The sequence below is a fragment of the Nonomuraea insulae genome, from assembly GCF_042656245.1.
The window spans coordinates 170,921-184,856 of the sequence record NZ_JBHSPA010000055.1 but is presented as its reverse complement, the minus strand read 5'-3'; the positions used below and the strand labels follow the sequence as shown (position 1 = coordinate 184,856).

General features: G+C 68.3%; 13 protein-coding genes. 6 read left to right on the top strand and 7 right to left on the bottom strand.

Annotation, left to right across the window (positions count from 1 at the left end; all coding sequences use genetic code 11):
* The first annotated feature begins 116 nt into the window (after positions 1-116).
* A complete protein-coding gene (gene metG / locus ACFPZ3_RS42460; protein ID WP_379520036.1) occupies positions 117-1,898 on the top strand; it encodes a methionine--tRNA ligase in 1,782 nt (593 codons plus the stop codon).
* Here metG and ACFPZ3_RS42455 read toward each other — a convergent pair.
* The gene (locus ACFPZ3_RS42455; protein ID WP_379520035.1) at positions 1,843-3,066 is read right to left on the bottom strand and encodes an FAD-dependent monooxygenase; all 1,224 of its coding nucleotides are present in this window, start codon (positions 3,064-3,066) and stop codon (positions 1,843-1,845) included. The genes metG and ACFPZ3_RS42455 overlap by 56 nt on opposite strands.
* A gap of 132 nt (positions 3,067-3,198) precedes the next feature.
* On the opposite strand from ACFPZ3_RS42455, the gene ACFPZ3_RS42450 reads away from it, so the two are divergent.
* Together ACFPZ3_RS42450 and ACFPZ3_RS42445 are read left to right on the top strand one after the other, a co-directional pair.
* A complete protein-coding gene (locus ACFPZ3_RS42450) occupies positions 3,199-4,053 on the top strand; it encodes a TatD family hydrolase (RefSeq protein ID WP_379520034.1) in 855 nt (284 codons plus the stop codon).
* 83 nt (positions 4,054-4,136) lie between these two features.
* A complete protein-coding gene (locus ACFPZ3_RS42445) occupies positions 4,137-5,054 on the top strand; it encodes a ubiquitin-like domain-containing protein (protein WP_379520033.1) in 918 nt (305 codons plus the stop codon).
* Here the strand turns inward: ACFPZ3_RS42445 and ACFPZ3_RS42440 are convergent.
* Both ACFPZ3_RS42440 and ACFPZ3_RS42435 read right to left on the bottom strand, forming a co-directional pair.
* The gene (locus tag ACFPZ3_RS42440) at positions 5,051-6,214 is read right to left on the bottom strand and encodes a hypothetical protein (RefSeq protein WP_379520128.1); all 1,164 of its coding nucleotides are present in this window, start codon (positions 6,212-6,214) and stop codon (positions 5,051-5,053) included. The genes ACFPZ3_RS42445 and ACFPZ3_RS42440 overlap by 4 nt on opposite strands.
* 26 nt (positions 6,215-6,240) lie before the next feature.
* The gene (locus tag ACFPZ3_RS42435) at positions 6,241-8,415 is read right to left on the bottom strand and encodes a serine/threonine-protein kinase (protein WP_379520032.1); all 2,175 of its coding nucleotides are present in this window, start codon (positions 8,413-8,415) and stop codon (positions 6,241-6,243) included.
* A 91-nt stretch (positions 8,416-8,506) separates the two neighbouring features.
* Between ACFPZ3_RS42435 and rsmA the strand changes: the two genes are divergently transcribed.
* Entirely contained in the window at positions 8,507-9,346 is an 840-nt protein-coding gene (rsmA, locus tag ACFPZ3_RS42430; protein WP_379520127.1) for a 16S rRNA (adenine(1518)-N(6)/adenine(1519)-N(6))-dimethyltransferase RsmA, read from the top strand.
* A gap of 270 nt (positions 9,347-9,616) precedes the next feature.
* On the opposite strand, the gene ACFPZ3_RS42425 is transcribed toward rsmA, so the two are convergent.
* The 3 genes from ACFPZ3_RS42425 to ACFPZ3_RS42415 form a co-directional block, all read right to left on the bottom strand.
* Positions 9,617-10,381 (bottom strand): hypothetical protein, encoded by a 765-nt coding sequence (locus ACFPZ3_RS42425; RefSeq protein ID WP_379520031.1) that lies wholly within the window; start codon positions 10,379-10,381, stop codon positions 9,617-9,619.
* A 433-nt stretch (positions 10,382-10,814) separates the two neighbouring features.
* A complete protein-coding gene (locus ACFPZ3_RS42420; RefSeq protein ID WP_379520030.1) occupies positions 10,815-11,135 on the bottom strand; it encodes a VOC family protein in 321 nt (106 codons plus the stop codon).
* Between the two features lie 249 nt (positions 11,136-11,384).
* On the bottom strand, positions 11,385-11,885 hold the full coding sequence (locus tag ACFPZ3_RS42415) for a GNAT family N-acetyltransferase (protein WP_379520029.1): 501 nt from the start codon (positions 11,883-11,885) through the stop codon (positions 11,385-11,387).
* 267 nt (positions 11,886-12,152) lie between these two features.
* Here ACFPZ3_RS42415 and ACFPZ3_RS42410 point away from each other — a divergent pair, with 267 nt between their 5' ends.
* Positions 12,153-12,716 (top strand): C40 family peptidase, encoded by a 564-nt coding sequence (locus tag ACFPZ3_RS42410; protein ID WP_379520028.1) that lies wholly within the window; start codon positions 12,153-12,155, stop codon positions 12,714-12,716.
* Here the strand turns inward: ACFPZ3_RS42410 and ACFPZ3_RS42405 are convergent.
* Complete coding sequence (locus ACFPZ3_RS42405) at positions 12,677-13,009, bottom strand: hypothetical protein (protein ID WP_379520027.1); 333 nt, start codon at positions 13,007-13,009, stop codon at positions 12,677-12,679. The genes ACFPZ3_RS42410 and ACFPZ3_RS42405 overlap by 40 nt on opposite strands.
* A gap of 392 nt (positions 13,010-13,401) precedes the next feature.
* Between ACFPZ3_RS42405 and ACFPZ3_RS42400 the strand changes: the two genes are divergently transcribed.
* Complete coding sequence (locus ACFPZ3_RS42400) at positions 13,402-13,731, top strand: putative quinol monooxygenase (RefSeq protein WP_379520026.1); 330 nt, start codon at positions 13,402-13,404, stop codon at positions 13,729-13,731.
* The last annotated feature ends 205 nt before the right edge of the window (positions 13,732-13,936 follow it).

Sequence of the window (13,936 nt, the reverse complement as noted above, 5' to 3'; positions counted from 1 at the left end):
TCACCGGTGAATGGTCAGAGGCCGTTTCCTGGAGGGCCATCAGCCGAAGTGCGGCGAGTGGCAGACTATGGCTACGCGTAACAAATGATCTTCATAGACCCCGTAGGCTTAGACCCATGTCCCAGCACATTTTGACCGCTGTTGCGTGGCCGTATGCCAACGGCCCCCGGCACATCGGGCACGTTTCGGGTTTCGGCGTGCCGTCGGACGTTTTCAGTCGCTATCAGCGAATGGCGGGCAACAAGGTGCTGATGGTCTCCGGCACCGATGAGCACGGCACTCCCATCCAGGTCCAGGCCGACAAGGAGGGCGTGAGCGCCAGAGAGCTGGCCGACCGCTACAACCGGGTCATCACCGAAGACCTGACCGGCCTCGGCCTGTCCTACGACCTGTTCACCCGGACCACCACGAAGAACCACTACGCCGTCACGCAGCAGATCTTCAAGGGGCTCTACGACAACGGTTACATCTTCCCCAAGACCACGATGGGCGCGATCTCGCCCTCCACCGGCCGCACCCTGCCCGACCGCTACATCGAGGGCACCTGCCCCATCTGCGACTACGACGGAGCACGCGGGGATCAGTGCGACAACTGCGGCAACCAGCTCGACCCGATCGAGCTGATCAACCCCAAGAGCCGCATCAACGGCGAGACGCCGGTGTTCGTCGAGACCGAGCACTTCATGCTCGACCTGCCCGCCTTCGCCGAGGTGCTCGGCACCTACCTGCAGTCCAAGCAGGGCGAGTGGCGGCCCAACGTGCTGAAGTTCGCGCTCAACCTGCTCGGTGACCTGCAGCCGCGGGCGATCAGCCGCGACCTCGACTGGGGTGTGCCGATCCCGCTCGACGGCTGGCGCGACCAGCCCAACAAGCGCCTCTACGTGTGGTTCGACGCGGTCATCGGCTACCTGTCGGCCTCCATCGAGTGGGCCAGGCGCTCCGGCGACCCTGACGCGTGGCGCCAGTGGTGGCAGAATCCCGACGCCCGCGGCTACTACTTCATGGGCAAGGACAACATCGTCTTCCACGCCGAGATCTGGCCGGCGATGTTGTTCGGCTACAGCGGCATCGGCGCGCGCGACGGCTCGCCGGGCCCGCTGGGGGCGCTCGACGTGCCGTCCGAGGTCGTCTCCAGTGAGTTCCTGACGATGGAGGGCAAGAAGTTCTCCTCCTCGCGGCAGGTCGTGATCTACGTCCGCGACTTCCTGGCCCGCTACGACGCCGACGCGTTGCGCTACTACATCTCCGTGGCCGGCCCGGAAAACCAGGACACCGACTTCACCTGGCAGGAGTTCGTCAACCGCAACAACGGCGAACTGGTCGCGGCCTGGGGCAACCTGGTCAACCGGTCGATCTCGATGGCGGCCAAGAACTTCGGTTCCGTGCCCGAGGCCGGCGAGCTCACCGACGCCGACCGGGCCCTGCTGGAGCGCTCGCGCAACACGTTCGCGCCGGTGGGGGCCGAGCTGGGCCGCTCGCGCTTCAAGAGCGCCATCACCGAGGCGTTCGACGTGGTCCGCGAGGCCAACAAATACCTGGCCGAGCAGGAGCCGTGGAAGCTCAAGGACGACCCGGACCGGCAGAAGTCGATCCTGCACGTCGCACTGCAGGTGGTCGACGACGCCAAGACGATGCTCACGCCGTTCCTGCCCAGCTCCTCCAACAAGGTCCACGCCATGCTGGGCGGCGAGGACGTGTGGTCGGGCATGCCGGAGATCCGCGAGGTCGACGAGGACGGCGGCGAGCCGTATCCGGTGATCACGGGCGAGTACAACGGCGCGGCCCGCTGGGAGCACCGGCCGATCAAGCCCGGCACGCCGCTCGCGCCGCCCTCCCCGCTGTTCAAGAAGCTCGACCCGAAGGTCGTGGACGAGGAGCTGGCCCGGCTGGCCGACTGACCTCATAGTCCTTGAGCGTGATGGCGGAGGCGGTCTTCCTGACCGACTTCGCCATCATGCCCTTCCACGGCAGATAGGGCAGCAGCCGGTAGTTCTGGTTCATGAACCAGGCCATGAACCTGTTCTCCGGCACCATGAACTTGGCGACCCCCACGGCCGACTCCTGGCAGCCGGTGGCGTAGTCGCGTACCTCCCGCTCATAGCGCTCGAAGGCGGCGCGGTGATCCGGCTCGGCGGCCAGCTCTCCTGCCAGCACGTACGCGCTGATCATGGCCAGCCCGGTGCCCATGCCCGACAGCGGCGACGGGCACGCGGCGGCGTCGCCCAGCAGCACCACCCGGCCGCGCGACCAGGAGTCCAGACGGACCTGGCTGATCGAGTCGAAGTAGAAGTCGTCGGCCCGCCGCATGCGGCGCAGCAGCTCGGGAGCCTCCCAGCCGACCCCCTCGAAGGCCCGCGCCAGCAACTCCCGCTGCCCGGCCACGTCGCGCCGGTCGTAGTCGAGCACCGGCGAGCCGAACCAGAACAGCGCCTTCGCCTCGGTGTTCTCCCTCGCGCTGTAGAGGGCCACCATCCTGCCCGGAGAGTTGTAGGCGTGGCCGGTGTGGTCGAGCCCCAGGTAGTTGTCCGTGGTGAACACCGCGCAGTAGAGCCCCAGGTGCGACACGAACGCCGACTCGGGGCCGAACGCCAGGGAGCGCACGTTCGAGTGCAGGCCGTCCGCCCCCACCACCAGGTCGAACCGCCTCGTCGGCCCCCGCTCGAAGCCGACCGTCACGCCGTCCCGGTCCTGGTCGATCGAGGCGATGGAGTCGTCGAAGACGTACTCGGTGCTTAGGCGGGTGGCGTCGTACAGGATGCGGGCCAGGTCGCCGCGCAGGATCTCCACGTCGCCCGCGAACAGGTCGCCCGGCATCGCGACCAGCTTCTTGCCGTCCACGTTGACGTTCCACATGGCGCCCATGTTGGTCTGGGCCTGTTCGATGGCGTCCAGGACGCCCATCCGGCGCAGCACGGTGAGGTGGGCCTCACCGCGGAAGTCGACGGAGTAGCCGCCCTCACGAAGGGAGGGGGCACGCTCGACGATCGTGGTGCGGTGGCCGTACCGGTTGAGCCAGAAGGCCAGCGCGGGGCCGGCGACGCTGGCTCCGGAGATGAGAATGTCCATGCCCGTGACCTTGCCGCTCTCCGCTCACCGTAGTCTCACCGCTTGCTCACCGGCCCTTTGCCGGATGGCGTCGGTCGATGATCTCCGGTGTCGCCGCGGATGCCGGAGTGCGTGGCGGCTACTTTAGAGGGCGTGACCAAGCTTCCCGCCGCGCCAGAGCCGCTTTCCGCACCGGTGTTCGACAGCCACTGCCACCTCGACATCATGGTGGGCAACCGGCAGGCGTCGTCCGGTGATCCGGTGGCGCAGGCCGCGCAGGCGTCGGCGGCCAGCGTGCGGAGCATCCTCGACGACGCGCGGGCCGTCGGCGTGACGAGGCTGGTCACGATCGGCTACGACCTGAAGTCCTCGCGCTGGAACGCCGATGTGGCGGCCGGGCAGGAGGGTGTGTACGCCGGGGTGGCCATCCACCCGAACGAGGCCCACGAGGCCACTCCTGAGGTGCTGGCGGAGATCGAGGAGCTGGCCCGGCGGCCCGAGGTGCGGGCGGTGGGGGAGACGGGCCTCGACTACTACCGTGACTGGGCGAGCAAGGACGACCAGCACGCGAGTTTCCGCGCCCACATCGAGATCGCCAAGCGCACCGGCAAGGCCCTGGTCATCCACGACCGCGACGCGCACGACGACGTGCTGAAGGTGCTGGCCGAGGAGGGGGCGCCGGACAAGGTGGTCTTCCACAGCTACTCGGGCGACGCCGACATGGCGAAGAAGTGCGTCGACGCCGGATATTTCATGTCTTTCTCCGGTCCTGTGACGTACAAGAACGCCGCCTACCTGCGCGCGGCCGCCGAGGTCGCGCCCGCCGAGCTCATGCTGGTCGAGACCGACGCCCCTTACCTGCCGCCGGTCCCGCACCGCGGCAAGCCCAACGCCCCTTACCTCATCCCGCTCACCCTGCGCTGCCTGGCCGAGGTCAAAAAGGTCCATCCGGACGAGTTGTGTGCGGCGATCAGCGTCAACGGAGTCACTGTTTTCGGCGAGTGGTGACCAACTTTTGGTGAACCGGTGGATACGGGCATAGGACCAGCTGTAGCGTTCGCGGCGGTCCTGCCCCCAACCGGAGGTGGCTCGTGCGAGGAAGAAGGCGCGCACCCCGTCCGCCGATCCCGTGGCGTTCTCCATGGACGCCGGTCGTCTGCCTGGCAGGCGCGGTCGCCGTCGGCGCGCTCGTCGCGGTGTCGTTCCTGGTCAAAGAGGTAGTGGTCGTGGTGGACGGCGAGCGTATGCCGATCCGCGCGGTCGCGGGAACCGTCGGCGAGGTGCTCGCCGACGCCGAGGTGTCGGTGAGATTCGGCGACGTCGTACACCCGGCCGCCCAGGAGGCGGTCTTCGACGGCAGCACGATCGAGATACGCCGCGCGCGCCCCATCACCCTGACCCTGGACGGCCGCACCAGCGAACATCTCGTCACCGCCACGAACGTGGGCGACGCGCTGGCCGAGCTCGACATCACCCCGGCCGCCGCCGGCAAGCTCTCCGCGCCGCCCGGCGACGCGGTGCCGCTTGAGGGGATGGAGCTGACGGTGTACACGAGGCGGAAGGTGCACGTCGTGGCGGGCACCACGCGGCTGACCTCGCGTACGACGGCCAGGACGGTTCGCGAGGTGCTCAGGCAGAAGCGCATCGCACTGCGCCGCGGATACCAGGTGAGCCCGCCGCTCGGCAGCTTCCCCAAGGACGGGACGGTCATCACGGTCACCCCGCCCCGGACCATGCCGATCCCGCCCGCCATCGCGCGGCTCGACTGGCAGGCGCTGGCCGAGTGCGAGTCTCATGGGGACCCGCTGGCGTACAACGCGGAGGGGCCCTACTACGGGATGTACCAGTTCAGCCTGACCATGTGGCAGGCGGTCGGCGGCATGGGGCTGCCGACCGCCTGGCCGGAGGAGGAGCAGACGTACCGGGCGCAGCTCCTCTACCAGCGGGTGGGCGGCAGATGGCAGGGCCAGTGGCCGAACTGCGGGAACCGCCTGTTCGACGACGCCTAGCCGGACACCGAGATCCCGAAGTCGGCTCCCTTGGACGGCTGGAGCGGCTGGAGGGTCTCGGCGTTCCGCCCGGCCACCGCGACCTTCCCGAACGGTCGCGCGTCGGGCTGGCCCACGTACAACTTGTTGCCGCTGAAGGCCACCGACCAGCCGAGCAGCCCGTCCTGCGCCGCCAGCCGACGGTCCTCGGCGGCGTCCTTCCACGAGACGACCCGCACGCCGCCGCCGTACGGAGCCCCGATCGCCAGCCGGCCGTCCGCCGAGGCGGCCATGCTGAACCCGAACGCCTGCTTACCGGCCTGCGTCACCCTCCGCGTGGGCTTCTTGGCGGGGTCCAGGAGTTGCACGTAGCCGTGGCCGGGGGAGCTGACGGCGTACCCGGAGCCTTCGGAGTAGGCGACCGCGTACCCATAGCGGTCGCCGGAGGCGGCGGTCGGCGAGTCCAGCTTCAACGAGGTGACCTTCGGAGCCAGCACGTCGTCGATGAAGACGACCGAACCCGAGTCGATCTTCCCGCTGTCGACCTGGCGGCCCGTGCCGTCGTCGTTCTCGTACGGCACGCCGACGACCAGCCCGTTCTTCGCCCCGAACGCCATCGACCAGCCGAACTGATCGCCCACCTCGCTGTTGCCCCGCACGTCCACGGTCTCCTGGCTGATGCGGCGCAGCTCGCCCGCGCCCTGGCGCACGTAGATGGCGCCCACGTCGAGGAGCTGGCGCTCGTCCTCATACGGCGCCGCGATCGCGACCAGGTCCCCGCGAGCGGCCAGCGACCACCCGAAGTGCGCGAACCGCTGAGGCTGAGGCGGGTCCAGCCGCTGAGGGGGCGCGACGCCGCCGCCGTAGACCACGTACGCGGCCCCGGAGTCCTCGGCGCCGTCCGCGTCCGCGTACGGGGCCCCGATCACCAGATCGGCACAGGCATCGCCGTTGACCTGCGCCAACCGTACGGACCAGCCGAACCCATCACCTCTGACCAGCCCAGGAACACTAACGGGAACGACCTTCCCCCCGGACAGTACGTGCACCGCCCCCTTCTGATCATCCGCGAACGGATCACCCACCGCCACGTCGTCCACACCGTCACCGTCGAAGTCGGCGGCACCGGCGCAGGCCACGGCCGCGGTGGTGCTGAGGGCGGGCAGTCCCGTCGAGAGCATGACCGCCACGAGGGCGGATCCGATCATCACAGCGCCACCTCGATCTGCTGCCCGTTCTCCAGCATGGTGGCCGTCATCTTCACGGGCTTGCGATACGTGGCCAGGTCGAACACGAACGCGCTGTCCACCCGCGCGCCCGGCAGGATGGCCGGCGGCAACGTGAGCGGGACCGCGTCGTGCTCCCCGCCCCGGTCATCGACCATGGTCACCACGGGCTGGATCAGCTCCCTGCGCTCGCCGCCCGGGTTGAGCATCGTCCAGCGGATCACGCAGAGCTGGCCGCTGGCGGACGTCGTACCCTCGAACTCCTTCAGCCCGCACTCCGGCGCCGCCGCCACGATCGCCACGGGGTCGTCGAAGTTGGCGCCCAGCGCGAACCGGCGGCCGACATCGTTCGGGCCGGCGGCGGCGGCGGCCGTGCTCTGGGAGGGGGAGCTCTGGGTGGCGGTGGTGGGCGTGTTGCGCTCCGAGTTGACGATCAGCACGGCTACCGTCACGACGATCGCCAGCACGGCGGCCGCGGCGGCGATGAGCCACCTTGTCCCCGGTGTACGGGAGCCGCCGAGGGTCTCGGGCTCGTCGCCGGGGTCGGTGGGGGTGGCTCGCGTGCCCGGATGGGTCTCGATGCCTAAGGGGCTTCCCTGCGGCACCTGCGCCTGGTTCCGGTCCTGATCCTGGCTTCGGCCCTGATCCTGATTCGGCGCCGTGGCGTGGTCAGCCGCCTGGGCCTGCGTCCGCTCCTGTGGCGGCTGCGTCCGTCCCTGCGGTGGTTGCGTCCGCTCCTGGGGCGGTTGGGTTCGCTCCTGCGGCGACTGCGTTCGTGTCTCGGGTGGTTGCGTCCGCTCCTGCGGTGGTTGTGTCCGACCCTGTGGCGGTTGAGTCCGCGCCTGTGGCGGCGCCCCCTGGGCCCAGGCCTGAGGCGACTCCTGAGCCGGCGCCTGATTCCCTGCTCCCGTCGGCTGCTGCCCGGATTCCTCCTGTGGCGTACGGCCGGAACGGAACAGCCCGCGCGCCCGCTCCCGCAACGGAACCCGCGCCGGAGCCTGGTCGGGAACCTGCCAGCGAGCCAGCTCCTGCCTGGCCGCCTCCTCTTCCCGCCGAGCCCGCTCCTCCTGCGACGGCGCGCCGCCCATCTCGGCAGCGCCCGGCACACCGGGAGGACCCGTGGGACCGGTCGGCGCGGCCCCCGCCGTCGCGCCGAATGCCGTAGGCGCAAGGCCAGGAGCGGCCCTCTGCCCGGTCGCGTCACTGGGCGGCGGCGTCGAGAAGGTCGCCGTGATGTCCGGTTCGTCCACCACGTTCTGCGGCGGCTGCCAGTCGTTGAGCATCTCGTTCGCGACCAGGGTCGGCGGGTCGACGACGGCCACGGGTGCGGGCGAGCTGCCTCCCACCAGGGCGATCAGCAGATCCTGCGCGGTGGGCCGCAGGGAGGCGTCCATCGAGGTGGCCAGCCGTGCGAGCTCGTTGAGCGGCGCGGGCAGCGCACCCAGCTCGGGAGGAGTGTTCAGGACGCGTGAGGCCAGCGTGATGGGGTCGCCACGCCCGTACGGATGCCGCCCGTTGCCGGCGTAGGCCACCAGGCAGCCCCAGGCGAAGATGTCGGCCGCCGGGTTGACGACCTCCCCGCGTACCTGCTCAGGAGCCCACCATCCCGGACTCCCCAGCAGCTCGCCGGACATCGTGAAGCCCGTCTCACGATCGAGCGCCCTGGCGATCCCGAAGTCGATCACCCGAGGCCCCGACAACGAAAGGATCACGTTCGCCGGCTTCAGGTCGCGGTGCACCAGCCCCGCCACGTGAATCGCCGCCAGCGCCGCCGCGACCCCCAGGGCGACACCGTGCAGCGGCCCCGGGTCCAGAGCCCCGTATTTCGAAATCTGATCCGACAGAGGGGTGCCCGCGATGTACTCGGTCACCATGTACGGTCGGCCGTCGCCGGTGTTGCCGTTGTCCAGCACCTGGGCCGTACAGAACGATGCCACCCGCCGGGCGTTGTCGACCTCCGCATGGAACCTGGCCGCGAAGCCCTCCTGGTTGGCGAACTCCGCCTTGACCACCTTGAGCGCGACAAAACGACCCGTCGGCGCCCGCGCGAGGAACACGGTTCCCATCCCGCCCTCGCCGAGCCGCCCCAGTAACCGGTACGGCCCGATCTCCCGCAGGTCGGTCGGCCGGAGCGGCGCGGCGCCTGTTGGCTCCATGAGGGACGTTCCTTCCTGTTCCACGCCATCCTCTCCTTTGGTCTCCCCATCCGCCATCACAGGTTCTTCGGTGCGAGAGACTGATTGGATGATGAGGCTGTTGGGCCCTGCAGAAATACGTATTTTGGCGGACAAGCTAGATCTGCGTCCGACAAAAAAACTTGGCCAGAACTTCGTGATCGACGCGGGCACCGTCCGCCGCATCGTCCGCGTGGCCGATTTGTCCCCCGATGACGTGGTCATAGAAGTCGGCCCTGGCTTGGGTTCACTCACCCTCGCGCTCCTGCCCGCCGCCGCGCAAGTGGTGGCCGTCGAGATCGACCCGGTCCTGGCCACTCAACTCCCCATCACGGCGGCCGAACACGAGGCGGCCGGCAACCTCACGGTCATCAACGCCGACGCCATGAAGATCACCCTCGACGACCTCGCGGGCCACGTCCCCACCGCTCTGGTGGCCAACCTCCCGTACAACGTGGCCGTCCCGGTGGTGCTCCATCTCCTGCAAACCCTCCCCTCACTGCGCAAGGGCCTGATCATGGTCCAGTCGGAGGTGGCCGACCGCCTCGCCGCGGGTCCGGGCTCGAAGGTGTACGGAATTCCGTCGGTCAAGGCGGCCTGGTACGCGGACGTACGCCGGGCAGGCCCCGTGGGCCGCACGGTCTTCTGGCCGATCCCCAACGTGGACTCCGGCCTGGTCTCCCTGACCCGCCGCGACCCACCCCCCACGACGGCATCGCGGGAGGAAGTGTTCGAGGTGGTGGACGCGGCCTTCGCCCAACGCCGCAAAACCCTCCGAGCCGCCCTCTCCTCCTGGGCCGGCACCCCCGCCGACGCGGAAACCACGTTGCGGGCAGCAGGCGTGGACCCTTCGGAGAGGGGCGAACAACTGGACGTCCACGCCTTCGCCCGCATAGCCGAACACCGCCCCTAACCGCTCGGGCTCCACCGTGGGGCGCGCTTCGCGCGATGGAGGCTCAGGCTGCGTCTGGTGGGGGGCACGGTCCAAAAGTTGTGAAGCTCCGCTGGCAGGGACGACAGCGCGGACGTTCACGGACGCAACCGGACATTTAACATTCGGGCCGACGATGGTCGCAATGAGTGGGCTCTTCGTGCTGCTGGACGCGGTGGTGACGGTCTTTCACCACTCGTCGGAAAGGCGACCGGCGAGCCTGGGCCGCCGTTGGCGAAGCGCGACAGGGGCCTATTCGGGCATGTCGATGAGCTCGTCGTGGGTCGCTACCTGATCGGCCGCAGGTGGTTTGATGTCGGTCGCGCGGCCCCACCGCGACAGGCGGACGTCGTCGTCGAACTGCATGGGCTCCAAGTCGTCTATCCCCGGCCAGCCGGGCAGCAAGGAAGAACTCTGGCATCGGCGGACGAGCTGGTCCTGCCCTATCCATAGCTTCCAGTTGATGCGGACTTGGGCGTATATGCCGGTGGGCTTGCGATCGAGGACGAGGAGGTCGGGATCCGCCTTGGCGACGTCGCCCAGCGTGATGATCCCCTCGTACAGAGTGGTGCGGGTGCCGTCATATACACCGGCCGGGCGCCTGGCCTTGGCGCCGGCGAGCAGGGCCTTGAGCGTTGCGGGGTGGCTCAGCCGCATATGGCCACAGGTCAGGGCAAGGGACTGCTTGTCCCTAATGACTAACCAGCTCTTGCCTTCCGGCAGATGCTTGCGCCAGAGAGAGGACTGCTCGTAGTACCGGTCCGGGAAGACAATGAAGCGCTCGGGGTTCCTGCCATCCTTAGGATCAAGGAACTCGCTCGCGATGACCTCACCGTGAGCCAGTTCGTGGACCCCTGACAGCCGAGAAGCGGTCGGCTCTCCATCCCAGGACTTGAAGACCGTGACGTTCGAGAACGTCACACCGTTGCCGCTCGCGAGCTGACGGCGCAGCGCGGCGACGGGGTCGAGGCGAGCCTCGGCTACGGCCGACGGCGGGACGATCACGGCAACGGACATGATCGTCAGGGCAAGCGCCCAAAGCCTCATGCGGTCGTCTCCTCGGAACGGGGCCAGGCGGGATGATCATCGCAGGTGGAGATCTCATCCCGGTTGCACGCTTCACGCCGCTGTCCGCAGATCCGAACCATAATCGCGAAGCGTCGCTGGAGTGCTAATTAGGACATGTTGAACTCCCCGCTGGAAGCTCCGTTCCGAAACGGGTTATGCCTATTAGCTCGGCTTCATCCACAGAAAGAGATTGTCGTGGCCCTGATCAGGAGGTTGACGAATTCGGTAGCCCCCGCCGTGCGGCGAGATATTGCGCTGATGCAGGACTACGGCGGGTCCAGCGGGCCGTAGGCACGCAGTGCGGCGGCCAGCCCGAGGGGGTTTCCCAAAAGCGCCTTGAAAGCCCTGGCAGTGGCCACTGGTGTCGTGCGTGAAGACACGGTCAGGCGGGCTGCCACAGCTCGATCCGATTGCCCTCGGGATCGGTGACCCAGCCGAATCGACCGACACCCTCCATGTCCTGCGTCTCTGCAGCCACGTCCGCGCCTTTGGCGCGCAGTTGTGCGAGCATCGCGTCCAGGTCGCGGACCCGGAAGTTGACCATCGCCTGCTGGGCGCGGGACCCGAAGTAGTCGGTCTCGGACTCGAACGTCGCGAACACCGTGAGCCCGGTTTCTTGACGCCACAGGCCGTTCTCATCGGCGTCCAGGCCTAGGCAATCGCGATACCACGCGCCCAGGGCCACCGGGTCGGCGGCGCGCATGAAGTATCCACCGATTCCAAGCACACGTTCCATGGCGCTATCTTGCCAGGACGGCGATCGGCCGGCCGGCGCCACATCATCGCTCGCTCCACAGCCCCATCTCGTGATATGCCACAAGCTCCCGAACCTCGAACGCCTCCTGCCGGCGGGCGGGGTCTACGCTGTGACCCGCGGCCACCGCATGGTCTTCAGTCCTCACACACCGATGATGATCAGCGGTGACAGCCGGTCCACCCACAAGATCACGGTCTACGGCTGGAGCACCAGGTCGTGCTGATACCAGGTGCCCGGCTTACCGCCGAGGTCGGCCGGGTCTGCCGGGCCAACCGGGACGAACCCGGCCTTGATCAGCACCCTCTGGGACGCTGCATTGTTACGGGAGGTGGCCGCCCGCAGTGTGCGCAGTCCGTGCCGCGCCATCGCCAGCCGGCACAGCTCCCGGACGGCCGCGGTCGCCACGCCGCGGCTGGCGACGTGCTGCGCGACCCGGTAGCCGAGATCCGCGGTGCCGTCCTTGAGCCGGAACAGGTTGAACCGGCCCAGGACCGAGCCATCCTCGGCGACGAGCACGTAGTAGGCGCCGATCCCGGTCTCCTGCTCGGCCAGCAACTCACTGTGCCGGTCGGCGAACTGGTCGAAGAAGTCATCGCCGCGATCGGAGATCGAGGCAGCGAAGTAGGCACGGTTCGCCAACTCGAAGGCCAGGACCGCGGGGGGATGGTCAGCGCGCAGCCGCTGCAGCTCGGGCACCGCCCGACTCTACTCAGATGGTGCATTGAGGCCAACGGAGTTTCCGCCACCGGCAGACAGCTCCCCAAGGCCAGGGCACATAGCGATCTACGGCTGAGTACTAACCGGGCCGCTCACGGCCGACCGGGGCGGCGTTGCCGTGAAGCTCCATCAACTCCGCTGATTGTGGATAAGCGATCGTTCTCCACAGAATCCCGTTCGGCCCATCCTCGCCCCCGCTCACCAACTGATCCTGGCCTCCCACCCCCGATCAACCCGGAGGCCACCATGACCGACCGCGCTCTCCAATGGCTCGCCCTCAGCAGCGGACTCCTGGCCATCCTCCTGACCGCTCAGACCATCGCCGCCGCCCCCGCCCAAGCGGCCCCTCGCCTTCCGATCGCGCTCCTCATGGACAAGATCCGAAAGGCGGGTAAGGACCTCACCAGGGGTCAGGTCGCCGCCGCAGCGGCTCTGACGCAGCGAGGCGTGGCCTTCTCCTGGGGCGGAGGCTCGGTGAAGGGTCCGACCCTCGGAGTAGGTAGGGGAGCCGCCACCAAGGGCTTCGACTGCAGCGGCCTCACGCTGTATGCCTGGTCGAGAGCGGGCATAAGACTGAGCCACTACACGGGCGCCCAGTTTCGCCAGGGCCGGAGAATTGCTCTCGCCGCCCGCCGTACAGGCGACTTGCTCTTCTTCGGCGGGCGCACCGGCGACCCCACTCACGTGGCCTTGTTCCTGGGAGGGAATTTCATGATCCACGCTCCGAGGACAGGCGACGTGGTGAAGACGACCAACTTCGCCACGCCCTACTACCGGACCACCTTCCGCGGCGCCCGTCGCCCAGGCTGACCGCACCACAGCCGCCGGCCACCCACATCACGCGGCCTGTCCTTGATCTCGGCGGCCTGATCGTCGGGGACGGGCCAGCACCACTCGACAGGGCCGTCGCTGTCCGCGCTCACCTCTCCGTGGTAGATCATGAATGGTGCTCCGGCGATCTCCTCGATCCGTGGGACGCCGCCACCCCGTAGCCGGTGGATGAACAGCTCCTGGCCCGCCAGCACCACCTCGTCCTGGTGCACCCTCTGGATCAGGCTGAGCAGGCTGCGCGTGGGCATATCGCGGACGGCTACCTCGTACATGGCGGACTTCTTTCCGTGAAGGCGGGCAAGGAGGTGGCCGACCAGTTCCCGCTGGGCGGTATGTTCCGCCTCGGTCCGAGCCCAGTAGGCCCGGATCTCTTCGGCAGCCGACGCCGGTTCCAGCGCCAAGATCTCCCTGATCCGGACCAGCGGGACCGATCCGGCGCAAGGAGGCCACCAGGCGGGCCTGGCCCAGCTCCGAGACCGCAAGGTGAAGGTCAACAGCACACAGCACGCCGGCTGCCCGCAGGTGGCCCTGGGCCTCGTAGTAGCGGAGGGGGCGTGTGGCCGCCACGTTCGTTCCGCCGGACGACTCCCCGACCTTCTTATGACCCACATCACAGGAAAGCGGCTTGAATCTCACACTAGTTGTACGTTCTACGGTGAATCGCATGACAACGACATCAAAGGTGCATACGCCCGTTTCGCTCTACGGGTTCCTGACCCCCAAGCCTGGACACGCCGACGAGCTCAGGAAGCTCCTGATGGATCTCGTCGAGCCGTCCCGGGGGCACGAGGGCAGCCTTCAGTACCACCTCCACGAGCAGGACGACGGCCGTTTCTTCCTCTACGAGGTCTGGCGTTCGCAGGAGGACATCGATCGGCACAACGCGACCCCGCTGCTGCGCGCCTTCATGGACGGACTGCCCGAGCACGTGGAAGGGGCGCCCGAGGCCTACTCCGGCGTGATGAGAAGCCCCCACCCGGACACGGCGGGCTGACCGGCCCGCCCCTCGCCGCGCCTGCGCGCCCGCATCACCCGCTTCGGCGCCTACGCCACTAAGGAGCCTCGCTTCGTCACTCCGGGGGATCGGGCAAATGCCCACCAACTTGACTCTCTGTGTCGAGGAGCCGACAGTCGTCGGGGTCATATTTCAAGAACCGCATGTCAGGGCCGCGCGCCCCGATAGCATCGAGTGTCCTTGA

Bases quoted from the DNA above. Each gene is read 5' to 3' on its own strand.
- metG (WP_379520036.1), top strand. From the start codon at position 117: ATGTCCCAGCACATTTTGACCGCTGTTGCGTGGCCGTATGCCAACGGC.
- ACFPZ3_RS42455 (WP_379520035.1), bottom strand. From the start codon at position 3,066: ATGGACATTCTCATCTCCGGAGCCAGCGTCGCCGGCCCCGCGCTGGCC.
- ACFPZ3_RS42440 (WP_379520128.1), bottom strand. From the start codon at position 6,214: ATGCTCTCGACGGGACTGCCCGCCCTCAGCACCACCGCGGCCGTGGCC.
- ACFPZ3_RS42435 (WP_379520032.1), bottom strand. From the start codon at position 8,415: ATGGAGCCAACAGGCGCCGCGCCGCTCCGGCCGACCGACCTGCGGGAG.
- rsmA (WP_379520127.1), top strand. From the start codon at position 8,507: ATGAGGCTGTTGGGCCCTGCAGAAATACGTATTTTGGCGGACAAGCTA.
- ACFPZ3_RS42425 (WP_379520031.1), bottom strand. From the start codon at position 10,381: ATGTCCGTTGCCGTGATCGTCCCGCCGTCGGCCGTAGCCGAGGCTCGC.
- ACFPZ3_RS42420 (WP_379520030.1), bottom strand. From the start codon at position 11,135: ATGCGCGCCGCCGACCCGGTGGCCCTGGGCGCGTGGTATCGCGATTGC.
- ACFPZ3_RS42410 (WP_379520028.1), top strand. From the start codon at position 12,153: ATGACCGACCGCGCTCTCCAATGGCTCGCCCTCAGCAGCGGACTCCTG.
- ACFPZ3_RS42405 (WP_379520027.1), bottom strand. From the start codon at position 13,009: ATGTACGAGGTAGCCGTCCGCGATATGCCCACGCGCAGCCTGCTCAGC.
- ACFPZ3_RS42400 (WP_379520026.1), top strand. From the start codon at position 13,402: ATGACAACGACATCAAAGGTGCATACGCCCGTTTCGCTCTACGGGTTC.